General features: G+C 68.0%; 27 protein-coding genes and 1 riboswitch. Of the genes, 15 read left to right on the top strand and 12 right to left on the bottom strand.

Annotated elements, in window-relative coordinates; all coding sequences use genetic code 11:
* Positions 1-60: 60 nt before the first annotated feature.
* The 6 genes from ACWCPQ_RS01935 to ACWCPQ_RS01910 form a co-directional block, all read right to left on the bottom strand.
* A complete protein-coding gene (locus ACWCPQ_RS01935; RefSeq protein WP_449893651.1) occupies positions 61-1,431 on the bottom strand; it encodes a phosphotransferase family protein in 1,371 nt (456 codons plus the stop codon).
* The gene (locus tag ACWCPQ_RS01930; protein WP_449893649.1) at positions 1,422-2,591 is read right to left on the bottom strand and encodes an acyl-CoA dehydrogenase family protein; all 1,170 of its coding nucleotides are present in this window, start codon (positions 2,589-2,591) and stop codon (positions 1,422-1,424) included. Before ACWCPQ_RS01930 ends, ACWCPQ_RS01935 begins: the two co-directional genes overlap by 10 nt.
* Before the next feature lie 5 nt (positions 2,592-2,596).
* Entirely contained in the window at positions 2,597-2,983 is a 387-nt protein-coding gene (locus ACWCPQ_RS01925; protein WP_449893647.1) for a nuclear transport factor 2 family protein, read from the bottom strand.
* 54 nt (positions 2,984-3,037) lie between these two features.
* The gene (locus tag ACWCPQ_RS01920; protein WP_449893646.1) at positions 3,038-3,958 is read right to left on the bottom strand and encodes a hydroxymethylglutaryl-CoA lyase; all 921 of its coding nucleotides are present in this window, start codon (positions 3,956-3,958) and stop codon (positions 3,038-3,040) included.
* A complete protein-coding gene (locus ACWCPQ_RS01915) occupies positions 3,955-5,214 on the bottom strand; it encodes a CaiB/BaiF CoA transferase family protein (RefSeq protein ID WP_449893644.1) in 1,260 nt (419 codons plus the stop codon). The genes ACWCPQ_RS01920 and ACWCPQ_RS01915 overlap by 4 nt, the downstream gene beginning before the upstream one ends.
* Positions 5,215-5,327: 113 nt before the next feature.
* A complete protein-coding gene (locus tag ACWCPQ_RS01910; RefSeq protein ID WP_449893642.1) occupies positions 5,328-5,960 on the bottom strand; it encodes a TetR/AcrR family transcriptional regulator in 633 nt (210 codons plus the stop codon).
* A 109-nt stretch (positions 5,961-6,069) separates the two neighbouring features.
* On the opposite strand from ACWCPQ_RS01910, the gene ACWCPQ_RS01905 reads away from it, so the two are divergent.
* The 5 genes from ACWCPQ_RS01905 (at position 6,070) to ACWCPQ_RS01885 (ending at position 10,263) form a co-directional block, all read left to right on the top strand.
* Positions 6,070-6,636, top strand: coding sequence for a VOC family protein (locus tag ACWCPQ_RS01905; RefSeq protein WP_449893640.1), 567 nt, complete (start codon positions 6,070-6,072; stop codon positions 6,634-6,636).
* 26 nt (positions 6,637-6,662) lie between these two features.
* The gene (locus tag ACWCPQ_RS01900) at positions 6,663-7,301 is read left to right on the top strand and encodes a carboxymuconolactone decarboxylase family protein (protein ID WP_449893639.1); all 639 of its coding nucleotides are present in this window, start codon (positions 6,663-6,665) and stop codon (positions 7,299-7,301) included.
* A 90-nt stretch (positions 7,302-7,391) separates the two neighbouring features.
* Complete coding sequence (locus tag ACWCPQ_RS01895; protein WP_449893637.1) at positions 7,392-8,216, top strand: NADPH-dependent oxidoreductase; 825 nt, start codon at positions 7,392-7,394, stop codon at positions 8,214-8,216.
* A 191-nt stretch (positions 8,217-8,407) separates the two neighbouring features.
* Positions 8,408-9,145, top strand: a complete 738-nt coding sequence (locus ACWCPQ_RS01890; protein ID WP_449893635.1) for an SDR family oxidoreductase — start codon at positions 8,408-8,410, stop codon at positions 9,143-9,145.
* 86 nt (positions 9,146-9,231) lie between these two features.
* Positions 9,232-10,263: an aldo/keto reductase gene (locus tag ACWCPQ_RS01885; RefSeq protein ID WP_449893633.1), complete on the top strand. Its 1,032-nt coding sequence runs from the start codon at positions 9,232-9,234 to the stop codon at positions 10,261-10,263.
* 5 nt (positions 10,264-10,268) lie between these two features.
* On the opposite strand, the gene ACWCPQ_RS01880 is transcribed toward ACWCPQ_RS01885, so the two are convergent.
* On the bottom strand, positions 10,269-11,321 hold the full coding sequence (locus ACWCPQ_RS01880; protein WP_449893631.1) for an LLM class flavin-dependent oxidoreductase: 1,053 nt from the start codon (positions 11,319-11,321) through the stop codon (positions 10,269-10,271).
* 32 nt (positions 11,322-11,353) lie between these two features.
* A complete protein-coding gene (locus ACWCPQ_RS01875; RefSeq protein ID WP_449893629.1) occupies positions 11,354-11,608 on the bottom strand; it encodes a hypothetical protein in 255 nt (84 codons plus the stop codon).
* A gap of 270 nt (positions 11,609-11,878) precedes the next feature.
* Between ACWCPQ_RS01875 and ACWCPQ_RS01870 the strand changes: the two genes are divergently transcribed.
* The 3 genes from ACWCPQ_RS01870 (at position 11,879) to ACWCPQ_RS01860 (ending at position 15,777) form a co-directional block, all read left to right on the top strand.
* The gene (locus tag ACWCPQ_RS01870; protein WP_449893626.1) at positions 11,879-12,820 is read left to right on the top strand and encodes a TauD/TfdA dioxygenase family protein; all 942 of its coding nucleotides are present in this window, start codon (positions 11,879-11,881) and stop codon (positions 12,818-12,820) included.
* A 192-nt stretch (positions 12,821-13,012) separates the two neighbouring features.
* A riboswitch (SAM riboswitch) is annotated at positions 13,013-13,126 on the top strand.
* A 44-nt stretch (positions 13,127-13,170) separates the two neighbouring features.
* Complete coding sequence (locus ACWCPQ_RS01865; protein WP_449893624.1) at positions 13,171-14,484, top strand: aminotransferase class V-fold PLP-dependent enzyme; 1,314 nt, start codon at positions 13,171-13,173, stop codon at positions 14,482-14,484.
* A gap of 96 nt (positions 14,485-14,580) precedes the next feature.
* Positions 14,581-15,777, top strand: coding sequence for a GNAT family N-acetyltransferase (locus ACWCPQ_RS01860; protein WP_449893622.1), 1,197 nt, complete (start codon positions 14,581-14,583; stop codon positions 15,775-15,777).
* Here ACWCPQ_RS01860 and ACWCPQ_RS01855 read toward each other — a convergent pair.
* Complete coding sequence (locus ACWCPQ_RS01855; protein ID WP_449893620.1) at positions 15,758-16,645, bottom strand: polysaccharide deacetylase family protein; 888 nt, start codon at positions 16,643-16,645, stop codon at positions 15,758-15,760. The two genes, ACWCPQ_RS01860 and ACWCPQ_RS01855, sit on opposite strands and share 20 nt — an antisense overlap.
* A 62-nt stretch (positions 16,646-16,707) precedes the next feature.
* Between ACWCPQ_RS01855 and ACWCPQ_RS01850 the strand changes: the two genes are divergently transcribed.
* From ACWCPQ_RS01850 to ACWCPQ_RS01840, 3 genes are all read left to right on the top strand, one after another.
* On the top strand, positions 16,708-17,082 hold the full coding sequence (locus ACWCPQ_RS01850) for a MerR family transcriptional regulator (protein WP_449893619.1): 375 nt from the start codon (positions 16,708-16,710) through the stop codon (positions 17,080-17,082).
* A 139-nt stretch (positions 17,083-17,221) separates the two neighbouring features.
* Positions 17,222-17,935: a membrane protein YczE gene (gene yczE, locus ACWCPQ_RS01845; RefSeq protein WP_449893617.1), complete on the top strand. Its 714-nt coding sequence runs from the start codon at positions 17,222-17,224 to the stop codon at positions 17,933-17,935.
* A gap of 17 nt (positions 17,936-17,952) precedes the next feature.
* Entirely contained in the window at positions 17,953-18,552 is a 600-nt protein-coding gene (locus ACWCPQ_RS01840) for a YdcF family protein (protein ID WP_449893615.1), read from the top strand.
* A gap of 11 nt (positions 18,553-18,563) precedes the next feature.
* On the opposite strand, the gene ACWCPQ_RS01835 is transcribed toward ACWCPQ_RS01840, so the two are convergent.
* Both ACWCPQ_RS01835 and ACWCPQ_RS01830 read right to left on the bottom strand, forming a co-directional pair.
* A complete protein-coding gene (locus ACWCPQ_RS01835; RefSeq protein ID WP_449893613.1) occupies positions 18,564-18,857 on the bottom strand; it encodes an MTH1187 family thiamine-binding protein in 294 nt (97 codons plus the stop codon).
* A 179-nt stretch (positions 18,858-19,036) separates the two neighbouring features.
* Positions 19,037-19,966, bottom strand: coding sequence for a DMT family transporter (locus ACWCPQ_RS01830; RefSeq protein WP_449893611.1), 930 nt, complete (start codon positions 19,964-19,966; stop codon positions 19,037-19,039).
* Between the two features lie 264 nt (positions 19,967-20,230).
* Between ACWCPQ_RS01830 and ACWCPQ_RS01825 the strand changes: the two genes are divergently transcribed.
* Genes ACWCPQ_RS01825 through ACWCPQ_RS01810 form a run of 4 tightly spaced genes read left to right on the top strand, consistent with a single transcriptional unit; the run spans position 20,231 to position 22,279 of the window.
* A complete protein-coding gene (locus ACWCPQ_RS01825) occupies positions 20,231-20,623 on the top strand; it encodes a hypothetical protein (RefSeq protein WP_449893609.1) in 393 nt (130 codons plus the stop codon).
* Positions 20,613-21,407: a hypothetical protein gene (locus ACWCPQ_RS01820; RefSeq protein ID WP_449893607.1), complete on the top strand. Its 795-nt coding sequence runs from the start codon at positions 20,613-20,615 to the stop codon at positions 21,405-21,407. The genes ACWCPQ_RS01825 and ACWCPQ_RS01820 overlap by 11 nt, the downstream gene beginning before the upstream one ends.
* Positions 21,404-21,868: a roadblock/LC7 domain-containing protein gene (locus ACWCPQ_RS01815; RefSeq protein ID WP_449893605.1), complete on the top strand. Its 465-nt coding sequence runs from the start codon at positions 21,404-21,406 to the stop codon at positions 21,866-21,868. Before ACWCPQ_RS01820 ends, ACWCPQ_RS01815 begins: the two co-directional genes overlap by 4 nt.
* A 39-nt stretch (positions 21,869-21,907) precedes the next feature.
* Positions 21,908-22,279, top strand: coding sequence for a hypothetical protein (locus ACWCPQ_RS01810; protein WP_063128714.1), 372 nt, complete (start codon positions 21,908-21,910; stop codon positions 22,277-22,279).
* Positions 22,280-22,303: 24 nt separating this feature from the next.
* Here the strand turns inward: ACWCPQ_RS01810 and fadD11 are convergent, their stop codons facing one another.
* The gene (fadD11, locus tag ACWCPQ_RS01805; RefSeq protein ID WP_449893602.1) at positions 22,304-24,130 is read right to left on the bottom strand and encodes a fatty acid--CoA ligase FadD11; all 1,827 of its coding nucleotides are present in this window, start codon (positions 24,128-24,130) and stop codon (positions 22,304-22,306) included.
* Positions 24,131-24,145: the final 15 nt, after the last annotated feature.

Here is a 24,145-nt window from a genome sequence, read left to right as displayed (position 1 = left end):
CCGCCGGACTGCTCCTGTGGCCCGGGGGTGATCGCTTCCGGCGGCGCGAGTTCGTGAGGGTCAGTCGGGGCGACGGGGATTCGAGACCCGCAGCCGCGCGAGGACCGCCGCGGTGACCGCCGCGCGGACCCGGGTATCGGCCGCCGAGAGCGAACCCGAGCACAGGTCCTCGGCCAGGGCCGCCTCGGACGAACAGCCCAGGACGGCCAGCCTGTCGTACACCTCGGCGGCGGGACCGGGCCCGGCGCGCAGTTCACGACCGCCGGTCTGCAACAGCGAGACGCAGATTCGCAGCAGGTAGCGCTGCCGGTCTGCGTCGGGGGACAGGGCGGGACCGATATCGCCGGTGAGTGTTTCGGTGACGAGGTCGAGTATCTCGGTGATATCGGGCCGGTCCTGGACGGTAGGTGCCGAAACCGCCGGCGCGCTCTGTCCGGGGAGGGGCTCCAGCAGAGCGAGTACGTCGAGCAGGTCGTATTCGGATTCGCAGACGCGGCGTCCGATGGCGGCCAGTTCGAGGGAATGTTCTGTGCCGCCGAGATGGCGATGTGCCTGGAATTTGCTCAGCACCAGCCACTTCAGTGTGCCGAACACCTCCCACCAGTGCAGTTCCGCCTCGGTGGGCCGGTCTCCGGTGGCGCGCTGGTAGCCGTCGAGGAGTTGATCGCGGGACCCGAGGCCGCCCACCGGCGCGGACGCGCCGAAACGCCAGGCTCGTACACACAGCCAGCCGAGATCCTCGATCGGGTTACCGAGATGAGCCAGTTCCCAATCGAGTACTCCCTGGATTCCCCGGCTGTCGATGAGCACATTGCCCAGCCGGAAATCGCCGTGCACCAGACACTGCGGCCGGGCCGGTGGCCGGTTGTCCCGCAGCCACCGCAGGCCGATCTCGACCACCGGGCGGGGTTCGCCGAGGTTACGGTAGGTTTCTTCGATGGCTTCCACCGGGTCCCGGCTGTCGAGCACAGTGAGTGAGTCGAGCGGGGTGCGGTGGATGAGACCCAGGACGTACCCGAATTCCTCGGCGAGACCGTTCCGCACGGTCGCGAACTCGGGGTCGCGTTGCAGCTTCCGCGGGATCGACTCGCCGGCGACAGTATTCATCAACAGGTACGGGGACTCGATCCCCGGCGCGGAATCTCCGTCGGCCAGCACCACGGGGACCGGTACCCCGGCCGCGGCCGCGGCCCGCAGACACGCCACCTCGGCGCGCATCCGGCCGATATCGCCCCGGCCGGGTGGATCCCGGCGGAGAACCGCGCTGAACTCGCGGCCGGAATCGTCGGTGGCCTGTACGGCATAGATCTCGCGACTGGCGCCGCCGGTGAGCCGGCGCAGACCGGTGACGTGCGGGTCTGTGCCGGTGGCCGGGCCCAGGATCGCTCGGATGCCGTCTGCCAGGGTCGGCGGCCCGGCCGTCACCGCCACGGCGCGGCCCCGGGGTCGCGGAGCAGGCGTCGCGCCGTGGACATCCGGTGCACCTCGTCGGGGCCGTCGTAGATGCGGGCGTACCGTGCCTGCCGGTACATCCGCTCCAGCGGGGTGTCGGCGGTGAGACCGAGCGCGCCGTGCACCTGGATGGCGCGATCGACCACATCGTGCAACATCCGGGCACCCCAGAACTTGACCAGCCCGACCTGCACGCGGTAGTCGTCCCCGGCGTCCATCGTCTGCGCGGCATCGAGGGTCATGAGACGCGCGGCATGGATCTGAGCGGCGGATTCGGCGATATAGCGGTGGATCTCGCCCTTCTCGGCCAGGAGCGATCCGTGCGCGAAGCGGGTGTTCGCACGGGCGCACATCAGTTCGTAGGCTCGCTGGGCCTGACCCAGCCAGCGCATCCCGTGGAAGATCCTTCCGGCACCCAGCCGGTCCTGCGCCACCGCGAATCCCTTGCCGCGTTCGCCGAGCAAGTTTTCCAGGGGGACGCGGACGTCGGTGAGACGGACCTCGTAGTGGTCGCTGGGGTCGTGCCCCATCGTCGGGATCGAACGCACGATCTCGAAACCCGGCGTATCCACCGGCACGATGATCGCGCTGATCCGGGCATGGCGGGGCGCGCTGTCGGGTTCGGTGCGGGCGAACACGGTGCAGAACGCCGCCTGCCGGGCACCGGTGGTGAACCATTTGTGTCCGTCGAGGACCCAGCTGTCGCCGTCGGCGACCGCGCGGGTCTCGATCAGCGTCGGATCCGAACCCGCGACCTCGGGTTCGGTGAGTCCCACCGAGGGCAGGATCGCTCCGGACACCAGGCCCGGGATCCACCGGCGTCGCTGTTCCCCGGTCCCGTGCAGATGCAACATGAGGGTGTCCTGCATGGAGACCGACCCGACCGCGAGCTGGCCGAATTCGGAGCGGCCGATGATCTCGTTGAGGTAGACGAAGTCGAGGAACGGCAGCCCACCGCCGCCGACCTCGGCGGGATGTCCGAGCGCCCAGATCCCGAGTTCCTTCGCCCGGGTGCGCAGTCCGGCGAGCACTGTGTGGGCGGCGGCGTCGTCGCGGATCAGGGCCGGTTCCTGCGGGATGACCTCGTCATCGATGAAACCGCGCATCCGCGTGGTGAGTGCGTGCAAGCGATCGTCCATTGTCGTCAGCTCTCCTTCCGGCCGGCGGCGTACTCACGCAGCGGCAGAGTCGCCGCGGAGTCGACGTATTCGTCGATCCGGACGATGCGCCCGTCCCGGACCTCGACGAACAGGCTCGCCGGAACTTCGAGCGGTCCATGGCCGGGGAGCTCGCCGCGCAGGACATGTTGCTGGGCGAAACCGTCCGGTAGCGGGTATCGGCGGATATCCTCGTAGCGCATGTTCTCGAGGCTGCGCGAGAGCCAGCGCAGGACCCGCAGGTTCTCGGCGACGGTTTCCGCGGTGCCCTTGTCGTTGTGCCAGATCCGGGCGTCCGGATCGTACAGTTCGGTCAGCGTCGCGATATCGCCGCTGCTGACGGCCGTGAAGAAGCGATCGGCCAGTTCGTTCATCGTGTGTCCTCTACTTTCGGCGAGGTCCCGGTTGTCGGTGGGCCCGCGGTGGGCTCAGCGCCTGGACCCGGACGAGGGGTGCAGGCGCCCACCGGCGCGGAGCAGATTGCTGTCGGCGGATCTGCCGAGCAGACCGGCGGCCAGAGCCGCGGCATCCAAGGTCGCGGCCAGGTCGATCCCGGTGGCGATTCCGCTGTCCTCGAACAGATAGACCAGTTCCTCGGTGGCGATATTGCCACCGGCACCGGGAGCGAACGGACATCCGCCGAAACCGCCTGCGGCGGAATCGAACCGGCGGATCCCGTGGAGATGTCCCGACCACGCATTGGCCAGGCCCTGACCCCGGGTGTTGTGCAGATGCAGGCCGAGCTCGGTGGCCGGGGCGGCGGCACGGACGAGGTCGACCACCTCGGCGACACGGCGCGGCGTGGCCGTGCCGACGGTATCGGCGACGGAAAGACTGTCGGCGCCGGCGGCCACCGCCCGCGCCGCGATCTCGGCGACCCGGTGTGGTGGGGTGGGACCGTCGAAGGGACAGTCGAACGCGATCGCGACGATCACCTCCAGCTCGCCGCCTGCCCGATGGACCAGTTCGGCGACGGAGCCGATCAACGCCACCGACTCCGCGCTGGTGCGACCGACATTGGCGAGACTGTGCCCGTCGGACGCCGACACCACGTACTCGAGCCGGGTCACGCCCGCGGCCAGCGCCCGCCGGACTCCGCCGATTCCGGCCACCAGCGCGGAGAACGCGATATCCGGCCAGCGATGCAGCTGGGACGCGACCAGTTCGGCATCGGCCAGTGCCGGTATCGCACGAGGGGAGACGAACGACGTCACCTCGATCCGGCCGACCCCGGTCGCGGCCAGGGCCGCCACCAGTTCGAGCTTTGCCTCGGTGGGGACAGGTGCTTCGTTCTGCAGGCCGTCGCGCGGCGCGACCTCACGGATATCGACCTGTCGTGCGCCGGTCATGCGACCGTCCCCTGGGCGCGGAGTTCGCGCAGCCGGTCGGGGTCGTATCCGAGCACCTCGCCCAGCACCTCGTCGGTATGGGTGCCGGGCCTGCTGGGCCCGCCCCACCGGACGCCGCCCGGTGTCTCGCTGAGCCTGGGCACGATACCGACACCTTTGACCGGCACCGGATCGTATCCGGGGTCGCCCGGCCCGGCCGCGGGGTCGTGGTGATCCACGAACAGATCCCGGGCGCGGAACTGCGGGTCGGCCATGACCTCGGCGACCGTATTGACCGGCCCCGCGACGACACCGGCGGTGGCCAGCAGGTCGATCAGTTCGGCGGCGGTGTATTCGACCGCCCAGGCCGCGATGATCTCGTCGAGTTCGTCCTGGTTGCGGCCGCGGGCGGTGTGGTCGAGGTAGCGGGGGTCGATAGCCAGTTCGGGTCGGCCCATGGCCGCCGCCAGCCGTGCGAACACGGTGTCCTGGTTGGCCGCGATGATGACCCAGAGACCGTCCTTCGCCCGGTACAGGTTCGACGGTGCGATCCGGTCCAGCCGGGTGCCCGACGGCTGCCGGATATGACCGGTCTTGTGATAGTCGGGCACCGTGGACTCCTGGATCGCCAGCGAGGCCTCGGTGAGGGCGGCGTCGACGATCTGTCCACGTCCGGTGCGTTCACGGACCAGTAGCGCGGCCAGTACGCCCTGGAAGGCGAACATACCGGCGAGGCTGTCGCCGAGGGACAGGGCGATTCGGGGCGGGGCCTGACCGGGGAACCCGTTCAGATATCGGAGACCGCTGATGCCCTCGGCGACCGATGCGTAACCGGGCCGTGCGGCGTACGGACCGGTCTGGCCGTAGCCGGAGACCCGGGCGAGGACGAGACCGGGTGTGATCGCCGCCAGGACGTCGTAGCCGAGACCCCAGCGCTCCAGGGTGCCGGGCCGGAAACTCTCCACCACCACATCGGCGGTGCGGACCAGGTCGAGGAACACCGCACGGCCCGCGTCGGTCCGCAGATCGATCCCGATACAGCGTTTGTTGCGGGCATGGACCGTCCAGAAATACTGGTGCCCGCCTTCGGCCTGGCCCCATTCGCGCAGCGGATCGGGGCGGTCCGGTGCTTCGATCTTGATGACGTCGGCGCCCAGATCGCCGAGCAGACGGCCACAATAGGGGCCCGCGATCAGCGTGCCGAGTTCCAGTACGCGATAGCCCTCGAGCGGGCCGCGTAACGGCGCGTCCGCGCCGGCCGGCGAATCCGTTGTCATACTTGCCTCCTCGGAACGGCAGGGGAGTGGCTGTCGTAACGAACGAGGTGTCGGACCGTCGGGATGTCCCGCGGGAGAAGCCGGATTCGTGCGGTACGACGCGGTGGCGCCGGTCAGGGCGTTCGATCGAGATGCAGTGCGCCCACACACATTCGATCGAGAGTGTCGAGCAATGCCTCCTCGTCGGCGTCCTCACCCTGGATCAGCCACAGGTAGAGGGTGTGATCCACCATCGCGGACATGGCGCGGGCGGCCAGTTCGGGATCGAGCCCGGCGGGGACGAGACCCTCGGACTGCCAGCGGGCGATCGCGCGTGCTGTGCGATCGATGAGCTGTCGGCGGTGCTCGTGCCGGAGCAGGCGGAATTCGTCGTTGAAGGTCGCGACCTGTTCGATGATCGCCATCATGGGCGCGTTGCGCCGGTAGGCCTGGTAATACGACCTGTTCGAGGCGATCAGTCGTTCGGCGGGGGGCAGGCCGGCCGCGGCGGGCTCGCGCCGGTGCATATCCTCGAAGAGACGATTGCTGAGTTCTCCGAAGACATCGTCCTTCGATTCGAAGTATCGATAGAAGGTGCCGTAGGAGACCCCGGCTTCCTGGGCGATCTGCTCCACCCGCGCGTCCAGGAAACCGACCGTCTCGAAGATGGTGCGTGCCGCGTCCAGTAGTGCGTCACGCGTCTTGCGTCCCCGGGGGGTCAGTGTGTCGACCGGGGCGGGAGAGCTGTTGACAGATGACTTCGCCACGGGACAGACTATTCCGGAAGCTGACATGACTGTCAAGTCATGTTCCGCTCCTCCTGCGGCCGCCTGAGCTGCCGCCTACGCGACATTGTCGCCCACAGGAAGGAACGCGATGAACGACACCGACCCGAGGTACGAGCTACGCGGGATCAATCATCTGGCGCTGGTGTGCTCCGATATGCGCCGGACCATCGACTTCTACACCGGCGTACTCGGTATGCCGTTGATCAAGACCATCGAACTACCCGGGGATCTGGGTCAGCATTTCTTCTTCGACTGCGGCAACGGCAATACGCTCGCCTTCTTCTGGCTGGCCGACGCGCCCGACGCAGCGCCGGGTGTGGCGGCACCCAGGGGGTTGCCCGACGCGGGTGAGCTCGTCAGCGCGGTGGGCTCGATGAACCATGTCGCCTTCGCCGTCCCGCCGGAGAAATTCGACGAATACTACGAGCGGTTGCGCGCCCAAGGTATCGAGGTCAGTCGCGTGCTCAATCACGACGACAGCCGCGCCGGGGTATCGCGGGAGGTGCATCCCGGGACCTTCGTGCGTTCGTTCTACTTCCAGGACCCGGACGGGGTACTGCTCGAATTCGCCTGCTGGACACGCACCTTCACCGAAGCGGATATCTCGCACGAACCGAAGACCGTCGCCGACCGCCGCGTCCCCGCGGCGTACTGAGCCGAAAAGCCGAAAAGGAGCCCACCTTGCCCAGATTGCGGGAAATTCCGCGTGCCGAGGTCACCGACGAACGGATCCTGTTCTATTACGACCGGCTGTTCGGACCCGACCGGGATCCGGCCGTCGACCACGGTACCGTCCACGCCACCCCCGGCGACTGGTGGACCGTGTTCGCCCAGTCACCCGATGTCTTCCGGCACGCGGTCCGGGGTTTCGCGGTGTACCGCAACGCGACTCTCGATCCCAGCCTGCGCGAACTCGGGCAGTGCCGGGCCGGATTCGCCCGCGGTAGCCAGTTCGTCTTCTCCCAGCATTGCAAGCAGATGCGCTCACTCGGGGTACCCGAGGAAAAGATCGCCGCGATCCCGCACTGGCAGATCAGCGATGCTTTCACACCGCTCGAACGGGCGGTATTGGCCTACACCGACGCGCTCGTCCACGACGGCGGCCGGGTGCCCGACGAAGTGTTCGCGGCGTTGCGGGCGGCGCTGAGTGATCAGGAGATCCTGGAACTCACCTACATCACCACCCTGTACGACATGCACGCGACGATCTGCCGGGCGTTGCGTCTGGAATACGACGACCGGCCGGAACCGATCGAAGAAGTCCGGTTGCCCGAGGGTGTCGAAGCGCGGGACCTGTCCGAGGATCTGTCCGGGGCCTGAGCGCCGGGCGTGATGCGGCCGACCGCGGGTTTCGGCTCGAGGTGCGGCCAACCGCTGACCGCACCCGGCCCGTGCGGCGACGATGACACCATGACCCAGCTCGCTCCGTCTCCGGACCAGGTGGTGGCCCAGCGCTACCGTGATCCCGCGCCGACGGCCCCGGCCGAATGGAATCCGGTGCTCCAGGTTCTGCACGAGCACCGATCCGTCCGCCGTTACCTGCCCGATCCGCTGCCCGACGGCGTACTCGAGCTGCTGATCTCGGCCGCCCAGTCCGCTCCCACTTCCTCCAACCTCCAGGTGTGGAGCGTGGTCGCGGTCCGCGACCCGGAACGCAAGGCCCGGCTGGCGGCACTGGCCGGGGAGCAGGAACAGATCCGGCAGGCGCCGCTGCTGCTGGTGTGGACAGCAGATCTGGCCCGGTTGCGTGGTCTCGCTGCCGAACGGGGTGCGCCGCTGGACGGGGCCGACTATCTGGAGTCCAGCTACGTCGCCTTCCTGGACGCGGCACTGGCCGCGCAGAACGCTGTGGTCGCGGCGGAATCGCTGGGTCTGGGCACTGTCTACATCGGCGCGATCCGGAACAACCCGGAACAGGTGGCGGCCGAGCTGGCGTTACCTTCCGGCGTGTTCGCGGTGGTCGGTCTGGTGGTGGGCCGGCCCGATCCGGCGGAGAACGCCCGGGTCAAACCACGCCTGCCGCAGGCCGCGGTACTGCACGAGGAGACCTACCGGTCCGCGCAGCCCAGCCGAATCGACGACTACGAGCAGCGCATCGCACAGTTCTATGCCGAACAGGGCCTGGACCATTCGTGGACCGACCGGGTCCTGGCGCGGCTGGCATCGGCGGAATCGCTGAAGGGCCGGGACCGGCTCCGTGAATCGCTGGCGGCCCGGGGCTTCCCGTTGCGCTGATACCCGGTCGGTCCCGGTGTGGCGGCGGAAGCGGTCCGTGTGCTGCCGCGGGTGCCGCGGTGGGTCGAGGGGCCGCTCGGCTGCCGGCCCGCGTGTCGCCGGTCGATCACGACCACCGATGCGAGGATCGACGCTGAACTCGTGCGGTCCGCCGGCCGGGCCGCACGCCGGTGAACTCGCAGGAGGTGTCCTTGCCCACGTCGTCCGATCGCATCGCCCTGGTGACCGGAGGCTCCGGTGGTATCGGACGGGCCGTGGCCGAACGCCTCGCCGCCGACGGAATGACCGTGGTCGTGCACTACGCGGGTAATGCCGCACGGGCCGAAGAGGTCGTGTCCGCCGTCACCGGCTGCGGCGGGACCGCGGTGGCGATGGGCGGCGATATCGCCGATTCCGACCGGATGGAACAGCTGTTCGCCGAGATCGGCGACCGCTTCGGCGGGATCGATGTAGTGGTGAATACCGCGGGCATCATGACGCTCGGTCCGGTGGCCGAATTCGACCTCGATGCCTTCGACCGGATGCAGCGCACCAATGTGCGCGGCACTTTCGTCGTATCGCAGTTGGCGGCGCGTGCCCTGAACCCGGGCGGAGCGCTGATCAATTTCTCGTCCTCGGTGATCCGGCTCCAGCAGCCCGGTTATGCCGCGTACGCGGCCACCAAAGGTGCGGTGGAGGCGATGACGCTGATCCTTGCGCGGGAACTGCGCGGTCGCGATGTGACGGTCAACGTGGTCGCCCCCGGCCCGACCGCGACTCCGCTGTTCCTGGACGGCAAGGACGATGCCGTGATCGATCAGCTGGCCCGGCTGTCACCGCTGGAGCGACTCGGTGAACCGGGCGATATCGCGGAGACCGTGGCTTTCCTTGCGGGTCCCGCCCGGTGGGTCGATGGGCAGGTGCTCTATGTGAACGGCGGGCTCGCCTGACTCGCCTACGCGGGAGGGTACGGAAGGTTTCGATCAGACTGAGCCGACCCATCGCTCCGTGAGCGCGTAGATGGTCGACTGTCCGGATGAGCTACGGCCCCTTCGACCTGACCTACACCGCCGCCGCGGACCGCTACGAGCAAATCCCGTACCGGCGTAGCGGCGATTCCGGACTCGATCTGCCCGCGTTCTCCTTCGGGTTGTGGCAGAAGTTCGGTACCGACTACCCGTTCGAAACGCAGCGCGAAATCATCCTGCACGCCTTCGACCTGGGAATCACCCATTTCGACAACGCTGATCGTTACGGACCACCACATCGGGCCGCGCAGAAGAATTTCGGCCGGGTCCTCGGCACGGATCTCGCGCCCTACCGGGACGAGATCGTGCTGGCGACCAAGGCCGGCAATCCGATCGGTCCGAGCCCCTATCTCAAAGGAGGGTCGCGTAAATCGCTGCTGAACTCGCTGGAGCACAGCCTGCGCGATCTCGGTACCGATTACGTCGATATCTTCTACCACCACAGCCCCGACGCCGGGACGCCGTTGGAGGAGACCGTAAGCGCATTGGCGGCCGCGGTACAGCAGGGCAAGGCACTCTACGTCGGTATCTCCAACTATCTGCCCGAGCGCACCCACGAGATCGCCGAACTGCTACGTGCCGCGGGCGTACCGCTGCTCATCCACCAGACCCGGTATTCCGTCTACGACCGGCGCCCCGAACAGAACGGGCTGCTGGATCTCGCGCGGCAGGACGGTTTCGGCGCTATCGTCTACTCGCCGCTGGCACAGGGACTGCTGACCGATAAGTACCTGGAACGTATCCCGGCGGAAGCCCGGGCCGCCAACAGTACGTTCCTGTCTCCGGACGTGATCGACGAGACCTACCGCCGCCGCACCGCCGAACTGGACAAGATCGCCGCGGCCCGTGGTCAGTCACTGGCCCAGCTCGCGTTGCAATGGGTGCTGCGGCGCCCCGAAGTGACCTCGGCGCTGATCGGCGCGAGCAGTACCGCCCAGCTCGATCACAATATCGCCGCCCTGCAGTTCCCGGATCTCACCGATGACGAACTCGCCCTCATCGACGAGCACGGCATCCACGGGACCGGCCTGAACCTCTGATCCGGTCAGTCGCGCAGCAGCGGCAGCAGCTGTTCCCCCTGCCGCCGGATCTCCGGCAGGTAGGGGGTATCGGACAAAACGAAATGGGTGATCCCGAGATCCTGGTACCGGCGTAATGATTTCGCGACATCCTCGGCGGAACCGACCAGCCAGGTGGTGCCGGCGCCGCCGCCGCCGACCGTGCCCGGGGTGGTGTAGAGGTTGTCGTCGAGCACCTCGCCACGCGCGGCGAGGTCGAGCAGTCGCTGCTGTCCGACCGCTGCCCGGCGGGGTGCCCCGGGGTCGTGCTTCTTCGCCATCTCGGCGACCTTCGCCTCGGCTTCGGCCCACGCCTGTTCGGTGGTGTCACGGACGAATGTGGTGATCCGCAGACCGAATTCCAGCGGCGGCAGCGCACGGCCGAGATCGTTACTCGACGCGCGCAACCGGTCGATGCGCTCGCGCACTCCGGCCAGCGGCTCGCCCCAGAACAACTGCACATCGGCCTCGGTCGCGGCCACCCGCTCGGCGGCAGCCGACGCACCACCGAAATAGAATTTCGGATGTGGCCGGTCCGCGCGTACCTCGATCCGCGGCGTGACGGTGGATCCGGTCACCTGATAGTGGTCGCCCCGGTAGGTGACATTTTCCTCGGTCCACAGCCGGCGGACCAGCTGGATGAATTCCCGGGTGCGGCCGTAGCGGTCGGCCTGGTCCTCCTCGGCCGCGCCGTAGGCCGCGAGATCGTCCTTGCCGGAGACGATATTGATCCGCAACCGGCCGCCCGTCAGATGGTCGAGACTCGCGGCGGCGGAAGCGAAGTGGGCGGGCTGCCAGTAGCCGGGCCGGATCGCGACCAGTGGTTCGAAGGTCGTGGTCCGGGACGCGAGCGCGGTCGCGACGGTGAAGGTGTCCGGCCTGCCCCAGCCGGTACCGATCAACGCGCCCCGCCAGCCGTGATCTTCGAGCGCCCTCGCCTGGGCGGTCAATGTCTCCAGGCTGTTGTGGTCGGCGGTTACCGCGTCACCGCGATGCCCGGGTGTCACCTGATTCGGGATGTACCAGAGATATTCGGCCATTCGGGCGGCTCCTGTTCGATTGCGGTGTACGGTCAGCCGACCGGTAGAGCCCCGGGCAGCGCGAATCGCTGCCGGACAGTGGATTCCGGATAGACGGTGAAATGCGGATCGGAACTCGGCACCACATTCGGCATCGCTCGGCCGCCGGACCGCGCCGGTCGCGCTGTTTCCCGGAATTGATCGAACGAGACGGCGCGGCCGCCGGACCGCGCCGGATGCGAGCCGGGAATTCCCGTGCCGGCCTGTTCCGTGCAGCCGATGCCGGGGAACAGTCCGCGATAGGACATGATGGTCTCCGTTCGGGGATCGTGCGGGGAGCGCGCAGGCATCCGGTCGGCGCGGGGGTGGGCATCCGAAGAGAACAATGCGCCGGATCTGCTTTCCGGGCTACGGACCGGATCACGATGATTCGAAATTCGCGATCGCCGAGAGAGATTGAAGACGAGCTCGACCGATGGTGCAGAAAATCTTGCCGATCCCAATAGGCAGGTGATCCACCGGGCCGGGCATAGCCTTGCGTCGCAATCTTCTCCGGGCGAATCAGGCGGTGGTTTCCGATGACAATTTCAGCGACAGAACCTATTTCCGTGACACCGGCGATCACCGTGTTGCCACAGTCGGGGTACACCGGTGCCGAGATCGCCGGTGTGGACCTCGGCCAGGAGCTGTCCGACGAAGTGATCGCCGAGATACGGCAGGCACTGCTGAAGTGGAAGGTCGTGTTCTTCCGCGACCAGACCATCGGGCATGCGGAACAGATCGCATTCGCGCGCCGATTCGGCAAGGTGACCCCGGCCCATCCGTACGAGGACAATCCGCCGGAGGGATTTCCCGAGATCCTGCCGATCGACAGCCGTCGCTACGACGTGCAGTACGGGCGTAAACGCACTTCCTATGACAGCAGCTGGCATACCGACGTCACCGCTCTGGTGAATCCGCCCGCCTTCTCGATCCTGCGGGCCGATATCCTGCCGCCCTACGGCGGGGACACCGCGTGGACGAATCTTGTGGCGGCCTATGAGAACCTGCCTGCCGAACTGCGCGATTTCCTGGACAACCTGAACGCCGAACACACCTTCGACAATCGCGCCGTCCGGCGCAGCAGCCGGGCCGAGGCAATTGAGAGCAATCCGCTGCGCACCTTCCACCCGGTGGTCCGGGTGCATCCGGAAACCGGTGAGCGGGCTCTGTTCGTGAGTCCCGGCTTCACCCGCCGGGCGAAGAACATCCGCAATCTCGGGCCGCGCCTGAGCTCGCATCTGCTCGATGCGCTCTGGGAAGAGGCGACGCGGACCGAGTACACCGTCCGATTCCGCTGGCAACCGGGCAGTGTGGCGTTCTGGGACAACCGGGCGACCGCGCATCTGGCCATCCCGGATGCCGGGCATCTCGGGCACGACCGGGTGCTCTACCGGGTGACGATCGAGGGCGATATCCCGCGGGGCGTGGACGGCCGCCGGTCGGAATCGGTCGAGGGTGATCCGTTCTACGGCTCGTGAGCGATTCGCGCGGCCGTCGACCGGCGCGCCTCCGGACGTTTCAGGCCCGTATCCGGCACGCGGATACGGGCCTGGTGGCCGTGCCGGTCGGTTCGAGGCCGGAACGGAACACGTGGAGTCGCCGCGAACCGCGGACGCGGAGCACGCGAGTGCGAGTTGACAAGCCGGAGGACGTCTGACAACCTCGCACCAGGTCATGAGTGCCAGCGTGTAGCCCCGGCTTGCTGGCCGGCAACCCTCCTCCGCGGTGGGGTGCCCCGGGTGACGACCTGGCCGACGCTCGACCGAGCGCGGCAAGCGCGGACTCCGTTCACTCGCGATCCGGAGTCCCTCCACGAAGGGATGACATGATGACCGCTGTACTCGACCCCACCTGCGCCCGCACCCGGGTATCCGGTGGCGATCTGCAGGTTCCGCTGGTGCAGGGCGGTACCCGCGCCTACGCCGACTTCGACTACGCGGCCAGCGCCCCGGCACTCGGGGAGGTGGCCGACCGGGTCGCGGGGCTGCTGCCGTACTACGCGAGTGTTCATCGGGGCGCGGGCTACGCGTCGCGGATCTCCACCCGGTGCTACGAGACCGCCCGGGAAACGGTGCGCGATTTTCTGCACTGCGCCGTCGACCAGGAGGTGGTGTTCACCCGCAACACCACTGATGCGCTGAATCTGCTGGCCGGCTGTGTGCCCGGTGACACCGTGGTACTCGATATCGAACATCACGCGAATTTCCTGCCCTGGGCCCGCCGCGGCCGCCGGGTGGTGTCCGCGGCCGATTCGCTGGCCGCCACCATCGGCCGTCTCGATGCCGAACTGGGCGCGCAACCCGCCGCGCTGCTGGCGGTGACGGGCGCGTCGAATGTCACCGGTGAACTGCTCCCGCTGGCCGAACTGACCGCGCTCGCGCATCGCCACGGTGCGCGGATCGTGGTGGACGCCGCGCAACTGGCACCGCACCGGCGTATCGATCTGTGCGCCACGGGCATCGACTATCTGGCCCTGTCCGGGCACAAGTTGTACGCGCCGTTCGGCGCCGGGGTGCTGGCCGGGCGCCGGGACTGGCTCGATGCGGCACCGCCGTATCTGGCGGGCGGTGGCGCGGTCACCGAGGTCACCACGGCCGGCGCCGCATGGGCGCTCGCTCCGCACCGGCACGAGGGCGGATCACCGAATGTACTGGGCGCTGCGGCGCTGGCCGCGGCGTGTGACGCGCTCACCGGACTCGCGGACTCCGCCGAGGAGCACGAGTGCGCGCTCACCCACCGGTTGCGTAGCGGACTGGCGGGCATCGACGGTGTCCGGTGCCTGCGGATCTGGGCCGACAGCCCCGATTGCGTCGGAATCGTGGCCTTCACCGTCGCCGGCTTCGAACCGGGCCGGGTCGCGGCCTATCTGTCCGCGGAACATGCGATCGGCGTGCGCGACGGCCGTTTCTGCGCGCATCCGCTGCTGGCCCGTTTCGGTATCGACGCCGCGTTGCGCGCGAGTATCGGACTCGGCACCACCGCCGCCGATATCGATCGGCTGCTCGACGCGGTGCGGTCTCTGGTCGCGTGTGGGCCGCGCTGGGAGTACGCCCGCACCGAAGGACGGTGGGATCCGGTACCGGAGACCCGCCCGGGTCTGACGGCGGATGCGGCACCGGGCGCGGCCCCGTGCACGATCTAGCGTTGCGCCCGATATGACGAGCGGCGGCACCGGATGGGGCGGATGTACTCGACCGGAGATCCGCATCGAACCCGACCCAGCACCGGAGTGACCGCTATGCCTGTCGATATCGACATACTGACCGACCCGGCGGATCTGCACACCGCCCAACAGGTGTTCCGCACCGCGATGGTCGGCATTCCGCCGTTGTCGGCGGAGATCGGCGATTCGCTGAACGAACCGGGCCGCACCCTCGGCGCGCGCGTCGCGGGTGCGCTGGTGGGGACGGTCAACTCCTACACCAGCTGGCTGGTGGCGCCGGGCGGGGATCGGCTACCGCATGCCGCGGTCACCCATGTCGGGGTCCTGTCCACCCATACGCGACAGGGCATCGCGACCGCGCTGCTGCGGCGGCAGCTCCACGAGATCGCCGCGCGCGGAGAGGTCGTGGCCTCGCTGCGGGCCACCCAGGGCGGAATCTACGAGCGATTCGGGTACGGCGTCGCCGGGTCCTCGGCCCGCTGTGAGATCGATGTGCATCGGGCTCGCTTCCGCGAGACCGTGCCCGCGGGCGGTCCGGTCCGGTTGGTCGCACCGGCCGACAGTTGGGAGGCCGCCGCCAAGATCTATGCCACCGCGGCGGTGACCTGGACCGGCGCGATCGATCGTCCGCCGTACTGGTGGCGGCTCCAGGAACTGCTGCGGGGGCACGGTCACGTCGCCGTGCACGGGGAGGCGGGTGCCGAGGACGGGTTCGTCCGTTACCGTGCCGCCGAAACTCCCGAATGGACGCGCGGCCCCCGCCGGACGGTGGTCGTGGAGGATCTGGTCGCGACGACCCCGGACGCCTATATCGGTCTGGTCCGGCATCTGCTCGGCGCCGATATCGTCGACGCGGTGGTGCTGAGCGCGACCGCGCCCGACGCTCCGCTCCGGCATCTGTTGACCGATGAACGGGCGTTGCGGGTCACCGATATCCGGGATGAGACGTGGTTGCGGTTGATCGATGTGCCGGCCGCGCTGACCCGCCGCGCCTACCGCCCCGGTCCGCCGGTGGTCGTCGCGGTCACCGACCCGATCCTGACCGCCAATACCGGCACCTACCGGATCGAGGCCGGTGGCGTGCGTGTGGTGGACGAGCCCGCCGACCTCACCGCCGATATCGCCGCATTGGCCGCCGCCTATCTCGGCGGCACCCGCTGGCGGCATCTGGCGCTGGCGGGCCGGGTCACCGAGCACCGGCCCGGCGCCGCGGCCGCCGCGGACGCGTTGTTCGAGGTGGACGAGCATCCGTTCAGCGGGACGTACTTCTGATCTTCCCGTTGTCGTGGGTGGCCGCGTAGTGTGCCGCGATCTCGTCACTGGTGGTGACCCACACACCGGGATGTTCGACGATATGGGCGAGTGCCTCGTCGAGATACCGCGCCCGGAACGCCTGCCCGGTGACGAAGGGATGCAGCGCCAGCGCCAGTACGCGGCCGCCCGCCGCGGATTCTGCCCACAACCGGTCGAGCTGGTCCCGGACGATCCGGACGAAATCGGGGCCGGTGAGCCCGGTGCCGAGGAACAGGGTGTTGTCGTTCAATTCCACCGAGTAGGGGACGCTGAGAAGGCCGGGAACACGGAGTGGATAGGGCTGATCGTCGTTGGTCCAGTCCAGGACGTAGTCGACGCCCAGCTCTCGCAACAGTTCCGGGGTCCGGAAACTCTCGGACAGCGCCGGCCCCATCCAGCCGCGCGGGCGCTTCCCGGTGCCGCGTTCGATGGTGGTGAGGACTTCCGCCAGGTAGGCGCGCTCGTCCGCGGCCGGGATCTCGGCCTGGAGCACCGAGTTGTTCCGGCCGTGGGCAAGCCAGGCCCAGTCGCGTTGCCGGCCCGCTTCGATGATTCGCGGATAGCGTTCCACCACATCGGAATTGAGCAGGGCGCTGGCCCGGACGCCGTGCCGGTCCAGCGATTCCAGGATCCGCCAGAATCCCACCCGGGGCCCGTAGTCGCGCCAGCCGTAGTTGAGCGGATCGGGGACCTGTCCTGCCGTACCGGCGAAGATACTGGTGGAGGGCAGGTCGACCTGATAGTGCTCGATATTGAGACCCACATAGAACGCCACTCGGGCGTCGTCCGGCCACCGGATCGGGTCGCGGTCGACGATGGCGCTGTACTCGAACAGTTCGTTGTCCATTCGGCTATCGTCGAAGCTTCACATAGATGTGAAGGTCAAGTCTTGCTCTCGAGGTCGGTGGGATGAGAATCGGCGAACTGTCAGAACGCACCGGTACGTCACGCCGGCTGCTGCGCTACTACGAGGAACAGGGCCTGATCGCTGCCCAGCGGTGCGCGAACGGTTACCGCAGCTACGACGACCGGTTCGTCGACCGTGTCCTGCAGATCCGCGGTCTGCTCGACGCCGGATTGCCGACCCGGATCATCAAACAGATCCTGCCGTGCCTGGACAAACCGCGCACCATCTATTTCCCGGATGCCACGCCGGAGATGCTGGCGACGCTCGAGGGCGAACGGGAACGGATGGACGAACGGATCCGCTGTCTCGAGCGAAACCGCGATGCCATCACCGAGTACTTGTGCGTCGTCCGCGAATACGGTGCCGACAGCGGCTGAGATCGCCCGCAGCAGCCACCGGCATCCGGCCCCGAGGGGTCCGGTCTCTCCCATCTGGCTATTTCGGCCGGAGCGGATCCCGAGCAAGATCGAGTACCGCGGGGTCGCCCGGGGTACCGGATCGCAGCAAGGGAGAACGATGACCGTTACGCGCCGAGCCGATAACACCGGCCATTTCGTCGCGCGCCGCATGAACGCCGTCGAACAGTTGCGTGCGGAGAAGAAGATCCGGCGACTGGCGCAGCTGCTGCTCGGCCTGGTCGGGTACGGGGTATCGCTCACCCTGCTGGTCGAATCGTCGCTGGGTGCCTCCAGCTGGAATATCCTCGCCGAAGGAGTATCGCTGCATTCCGGACTGACGTTCGGCCGGGCCACCAACCTCATCGCTGTCGTCGTACTGCTGTTCTGGATCCCGCTGCGCGAACTTCCGGGACTGGGGACCGTGCTGAACGTCGTCCTGGTCGGCACCGCCGCGGATCTGGCCGCGGTCGCGCTCCCCACGCCGACAACGCTGCCGCAGCGGCTGCTCTGCTACGCCGTGGGGGTGATGATGCTGACATGGTTCGACGCGGTGTATCTGGGTGCCCGGTTCGGGCCGGGGCCGCGCGACGGCCTGATGACGGGCGCGGTACGTGTGACGGGCAAGCCGATCTGGATGGTACGCACCGGTATCGAGGTGATCGTCCTGACGATCGGATGGCTCCTGGGTGGGACGGTCGGGTTCGGAACCGTGCTGATCGCGGTGGTGATGGGCCCGCTCGTGCAGCTCTTCCTGAGGATCACCACCGTTCGTCTCGCCGGTGACCGGCCGCCCGAGAGCCCCGGTGACATCCCCGCACCGGTCACGGGCTGAACGACGGTGGCACCGCTATGATCTGTCTCGTTGTGCGGACCTCACGGATTCTCTCGGTCGCCGGTGCCGTCGTTCTCGGCTGGGGCGAGTGGGTGAACTGGCGGTCCTCGCGCCGGTGCCTCGGATCCGCGACGGGGCCGAACGAGGTGATCGTCGTGCTGGGCTGTCGGAACGTCGCACCGACGGTCAACGCGCTCAACCGGTGGCGGGTGCGTGCCGCATTGCGTTCCCTCGATGACAGGCGCGACAGCCGCATGGTGTTCTGCGGTGGTGCCGTCGGCGGCACAAAGACCGAAGCCGAGCTGATGGCCGACTATGCGTCGGCGCGCGGGTACGGCGGTCCGGTCGCTCTCGACACCACCTCGCGAACCACCCGGGAGAACATCGAGAACGCGATCCCGCTGATCGGCGACGCCGATCGGATCAAGATCGTCTCGAATCCGATGCACGCGGAGCAGGCGCGACACTATCTCGCCGCGATGCGGCCCGATCTCGCGGCCAGGGTGGTCCGCGGTGCGGACTACCGCTTCGGCGAGTGGACCTTCCTCAAACCGATATTCGCGGTGATCGGATTCCGGAAGCGTGGTGTGCTACCGAATGGCGCTTCGCAGCAGTAGCCGGACGCCGGTCAGTCGGCGAGGCGCCGTTCGATCGACTCGACCTTGGTGTAGAGGGTATTCGTGCGGCCCGGGCGGATATCGGCTTTGACGACGATGCTGCAGCGCTCGGACAAGGCCAGCACCGCCTCGGTGGCGGCCTTGATCACGCCCATGACCTCGTCCCATTCGCCTTCGATCTCGGTGAAACTCGCTGCGGTGCGGTAGGGGAGCCCGCTGTCCCGGATGACCCGGACAGCGACGGCGACCTGGTCTCCGACGCTCTCGCCCGCGCCGATGGGTGTGATCGAGAATGCTGCGAGCACGGAGGTTCTCCTTGTTGTCGCGATGGCCGGATGCGTTGGGTTCTCGTTCACCGTACGCAGTTGCTCACGGACTGTCGGTCGGGGCGGTCCCGATCGGATGTCGGTGGGGAAGGGCTCCGGCGTGAGCGGCACCCGCGGCCGCGGTCGGAAAGGCCGGTGTCCAGCGGGGCCGGCGGAGTTCATACCCGGTCCGGGGTGTGGTCCCGATCGGTGGTCCGGGACGGGTCGTTTCGGCGGCGAGGGCGCCGGCGGGTGATCGCGACGCCGGTCAGGCACAGTGCCCCGCCCGCCAATGTCAGTGAGCCGGGTACCTCGCCGATCGACAGCCAGGACATCACCACCACGAGCGCCGGTACCGCGTAAGTGGTGGCGCCGACCTGGCCCGCGGTCATGCGCGCCAGGGCGTACGCCCAGGTGGTGAAAGCGACGGCGGTCGGGAACACCCCGAGGTAGATCAGACTCAGGGTCGCCGGGAGCGGCGCGGCGGCCACCTCGGTGATCAACTGACCGGTGAACGGCAGGCAGGCGATGGTGCCGACAACGCAGCCGCCGGTCGTCACCTGCAGCGCCGAACCGTGTGCTAGCGCGGGTTTCTGCGCCAGCACCGCGACTGCCCAGGCGGCTGCCGCCACGACACACAGCGCGACGCCCAGAACAGTGGCCGCGCCTTCGGAACCGGCCAGTCCGACGACCGCCGCTCCGGTGAACGCCACCCCGATACCGGTCATCAATCGCTTCGGGAAGCCCTCGCCGAGAAAGAGGCCGCCGAGTAGGGCGATCAGTACCGGCCCGGTATTGATCACCAGTGCGGCGGTGCCGGCGTCGATCTGCTGTTCGGCCCAGTTCAACGCCACCATGTACAGCCCGAACCAGAGCAGTCCGGAGACGAGGATCCCGCGCAGGGCGGGGCGTGGCGGCAGGCCGGCCCCGGTGAGCAGCAGAATCGTCACCAGCACCACCGATCCCGAGGCCGTGCGGCCCAGTGCCAGCGCGCCCGGTGAGAAATCCGCTCCGGCGGTGCGGATGAAAACGAACGCCGACGCCCACAGCAGGACGGTCACTGCGGCGGCGAGTAACGCTCGGCCTCGTCCGGGAGACAGGTCGGTCATGAACCGAACATAGTGACCCCGAGCTGGAGGATCCAGGCGATTCCCAGTTGTGAGTGCAAGATTGAGAAAACATTCCCGCTGATCTCGAATCGCCGGGTACGATCCCAACTCGGTTGGGGACCTGCAGATTCCGTACTCGGCGGTCGTTCCGGGCGAGCCGGGTACGTGAGTAGGTCATGCGTTCAAAAGGCGGCGAACGCCACCGATGTGTAATGTTTCGAAGAATCTGAAACACGTATGAAACGGCAATAGGACAGAGGCGCAGTGAGCGGAATCGACGGATGTCTGGAACGGATCATGGACATCCCCGGCGCGCGCAGCGTGACATTGGTGGACGGGGCGAGCGGTCTGGCGGTGGCCTCGGCGGGGCGGCACGAACAGGTCGATCAGCACGAGGACGCGGCGACGACCACCGACGTGGTGCGCGCGGTACTGGGCTGTCCGGCACTGACCACCGGTGACAAAGACGATGACGTGAACGAGATCATCGTCTGCGGTCCGGGGGGATATCACCTGCTGAACCTGGTCGACGGTGATTTCGACGGGCGCTTGTTCGTCCACGTCCTGTTCGACGAAGACTCCGGCAATCTCGCGATGGCCCGGTTCCGATTGCGCGATATCCTCGCGGATCTGGCCGAGGACGGTCATGCGCGTTGAGCTCGCGGACGAACTACAGCGGCTGGAGGACGAAGGACAGACCGGTGTCCTGCAGGTAGGGGACGGGGAGTTCCATCTCTCCGGCGGGACGATCGCGTCGGCCACCTGCGCGCGCACGACCGGCCTCGACCGCTTGGTGGTCGAGGCCGGTGTGGCCAGTGCCGAAGACTGGCAGCGGGCGGGTTCGGGCGATCCGGGCCCCATGCTCGGCCGGCCGCTGCTGGAAACCCTGGCGCTGCTCTCGGTTTTCGACGCGGCCTATTTCCTGCTGGCCACACCCGTGGTCTCGGAGTTCCGGCCCGCGCCGGCGCATTGGCTGTCGGCGGTGTGCCATATCCGGCCGCGGACGCTGGTCCGCGAATGTGCGCGGCGCGGTGACCCCGGCTCGGGGCCGTGGCCCGCGGAACTGGTCGACCGGGCCGCGGTGGTCCCGGTACGGCGTATCCGGCGGCGCCGGGTGATGCTCACCGGCGGCCAGGCCGAGGTGCTGGCCGCCGCCGACAATCGGCGCAGCGTCACCGGGATCGCCCGCGACCTCGGCCGCACGGCATACGGCTGCCTGGAGGCAGTGCGGGATCTGACCGTGGCCGGACTGATCGAACCGCCGCTGGTCGCTGTGGCCACCGGGGCCGATCCGGCGGACCCCGGGCCGGAACCGGCGCCGGATCCGCCGCTGCGCCGCCGGATCCGGCACGCCACTCCTGTTCCGGAAGGGGACGAATGGGAGCCGGTGGACCAGGAACTGCTCGTCCGCCTCCGGGCGGCTCTGGAGGATCTCGCGTGACCGCGCGTAAGAATCTGCTCGGTGAATTGATGGGAAGGCTTACCAAGGTGCCGATGTCCGTACCCGAACCGAACGCTGTCGTGACAGCGGAACTTCGGGCGCTGCGGGAACGCGTGCCCCGGTTGACCGGGGCGCTGGTGGCGTCCAGTGACGGGCTCCTGGTGACCCACGATCTACCGGGGCATATCGAACCGACCGGAATGGCCGCGCTGGCCGCGGCGCAGCTGTCGCTGTCGCACCGGCTCGCCGAAACCGCGCACGGCGGCGGTTTCCAGGAGGTCGTGGTGGACGGCCGCGGTGGGCATGTGGTGATCTACGCGGCCGGCTGGGCATCGCTGACCGTGCTGGCGGCCCCCGAAGTGAATATCGGCCGGCTGCATCTGGAGTCGCGGCCGGTGGCACGCCGGATCGCCGAACATCTCGCCGCCGTGGCCAAGGAGCCCGGCAGCAGAAATCAGTAACCGGAACTTCAGTAACAGGAATTATCGAGAGGAACGACTGTGTCCGATATGGATTTGGCACTCAAGGACATGATGTCGATCGACGGCGCCCTCGGGGCAGCCGTCGTCGACTACAACAGCGGTATGGCACTGGGGATGCTCGGCAGCTCGAAGGCGCTGGACCTGAACGTGGCGGCCGCCGGCAATACCGAGGTGGTGCGGGCAAAGCTGCGGACCATCGAACAGCTGGGCCTGCAGGAGGATATCGAGGACATCCTCATCTCGCTCAGTAGCCAGTACCACCTCATCCGGCCGATGACCGGGCGTAAGTCGAGGGGCCTGTTCCTCTATCTCGCTCTCGACCGCGGGCGGGCGAATCTGGCGCTGGCCCGGCACCGGCTGCGCGGAATCGAGGAGGAACTCGAGGTCTGACCGGGCCCGCGCCGCGATCCGGTATCAGGTGGCAGGCACCGGGCGGGATTCGCCGGCGGGTTCCTGGACGTCGGCGGCCGGCGGGTCACGATAGAGGTCGTCGATCCGGGACGCGTACTTCTCGCCGACGACTCGGCGCTTGAGTTTCATGGTGAGAGTGACCTCGTCGCCGCCCGCTTCCCAGAAGACCGGGAGTACGAGGAATCGTTTGATCTGCTCCACCCGGGACAACTGGGCGTTACCGGCAGCAACACCGGCCCGGACCGCGGCGATCACCGACGGTTCGGCGGCCAGGGCGGCTGCCGAATCATCGGTGAGACCGTGCTGTTTCGCGTAGGGGCCCGCGGCTTCGGCGTCGAGGACGATCAGCGCGGTGTTGTAGGGACGCCCGTCGCCGATCACCGCCATCGCCCCGATCAGTGGTGTGGCGGCTTTGACGGTGTTTTCGATATGGGTCGGCGACATGTTCTTGCCGGAGGCATTGATGATGATCTCTTTCTTACGATCGACGACCGTCAGGTAGCCCTCGGCGTCCACCGTGACGATATCGCCGGTGTGGAGCCAGCCGTCGGTATCGATGGCTTCGCCGGTCTTGTCCGGCTGTCCGCGATAGCTCTTCATCACCAGCGGACCCCGGACGAGCAGTTCACCATCGGGTGCGTGCCGGTACTCCATACCCGGCAGCAGCTTTCCGACGGTGCCCAGCCGCACCTCGTGCGGCGGGCTGACACTGCAGATACACGACAGTTCCGACATACCCCAGATCTCGGTGATCGGTACACCGAGCCCGGCGAAGAATCCCAGTGTCGCCGGTGGGATGGGGGCGGCACCCGAGAGCGCCCAGCGCATCCGGTCGAATCCCAACGCGGTCCGCAGCCCGCGCAGCACCAGCTCGTCGGCCCGCTGCCATTCGGCGGCGAGATCGCCGGGCAGCGGAGTCCCGGCCAGTTCGTGTTCGCCGCGGGCGGTCGCCACCGACAGCGCCCAGCGCAGTGCCGCGCGCCGTTCGTCGTCGGTTTCCGCGGCGACCTCGTATTCGATGGCGGCGCGCAGCTTCTCCCACACCCGCGGTACCGCACCCCACAGAGTGGGGCGCAGGTCCGCCAGGGCGGGTGCGATCAGTGTGGGGTCGGCGACACAGGTCACCTGGATACCGAGCACCTCCTGGACGTACAGGGCGGTGAGCCGGTCGGCGATATGGGCGCTGGGCATGAACGAGGTGATGGTGTCGCCGAATTCGATACCCAGCACTTCGGCGATCCCGTACACCTGGAACAGCAGGTTCGCGTGTGTGGTCTCCACACCTTTGGGATTGCCGGTGGTGCCGGAGGTGTAGATCAGCGTGGCCACATCCGTGCTGCGCACCGCGCGCCAGGCGGCGTCGAAATCGAAATCGGCACGGGCGGCGGCGATCGTATCGGCGACCGAGAGGGTTCCGGCCGGAGCGTCGTCGAGACAGACGATGTGGTCGAGTTCGACTCCGCAGGAACGTAACCGCGCGACGTACTGCGGTTCGCAGATCACCACCCGGGCCCCGGCATTGCCGAGCACATGCTTCAGCTGGTCGGGGGGCAGTGTGTTGTAGACCGAGAACGAGGTCGCGCCGAGATGCTGGGCGGCCACCTCGAGCGGGTAGAACTCGACCCGGTTGCCCATCATCGCTGCGACGGTGTCACCGCGGCGCACGCCCAATCCGTCCAGACCCGCGGCGAACTGGCGGACCCGGGTCGCGTATTCGGCCCAGGTCAGGGTTTGCCCGTCACCCGGGGTGCGCAGTGCGACCGCCGCGGGTTCACGGGCGGCGATGTGCTGGAACGCGGCGGGGAGCGTGTCGAAACGTGCGCTGCTCACGATGAGCCTTTCGGG

It is taken from the genome of Nocardia sp. NPDC001965 (assembly GCF_053594175.1).
This window is presented reverse-complemented; position numbering and strand designations above follow the sequence as displayed.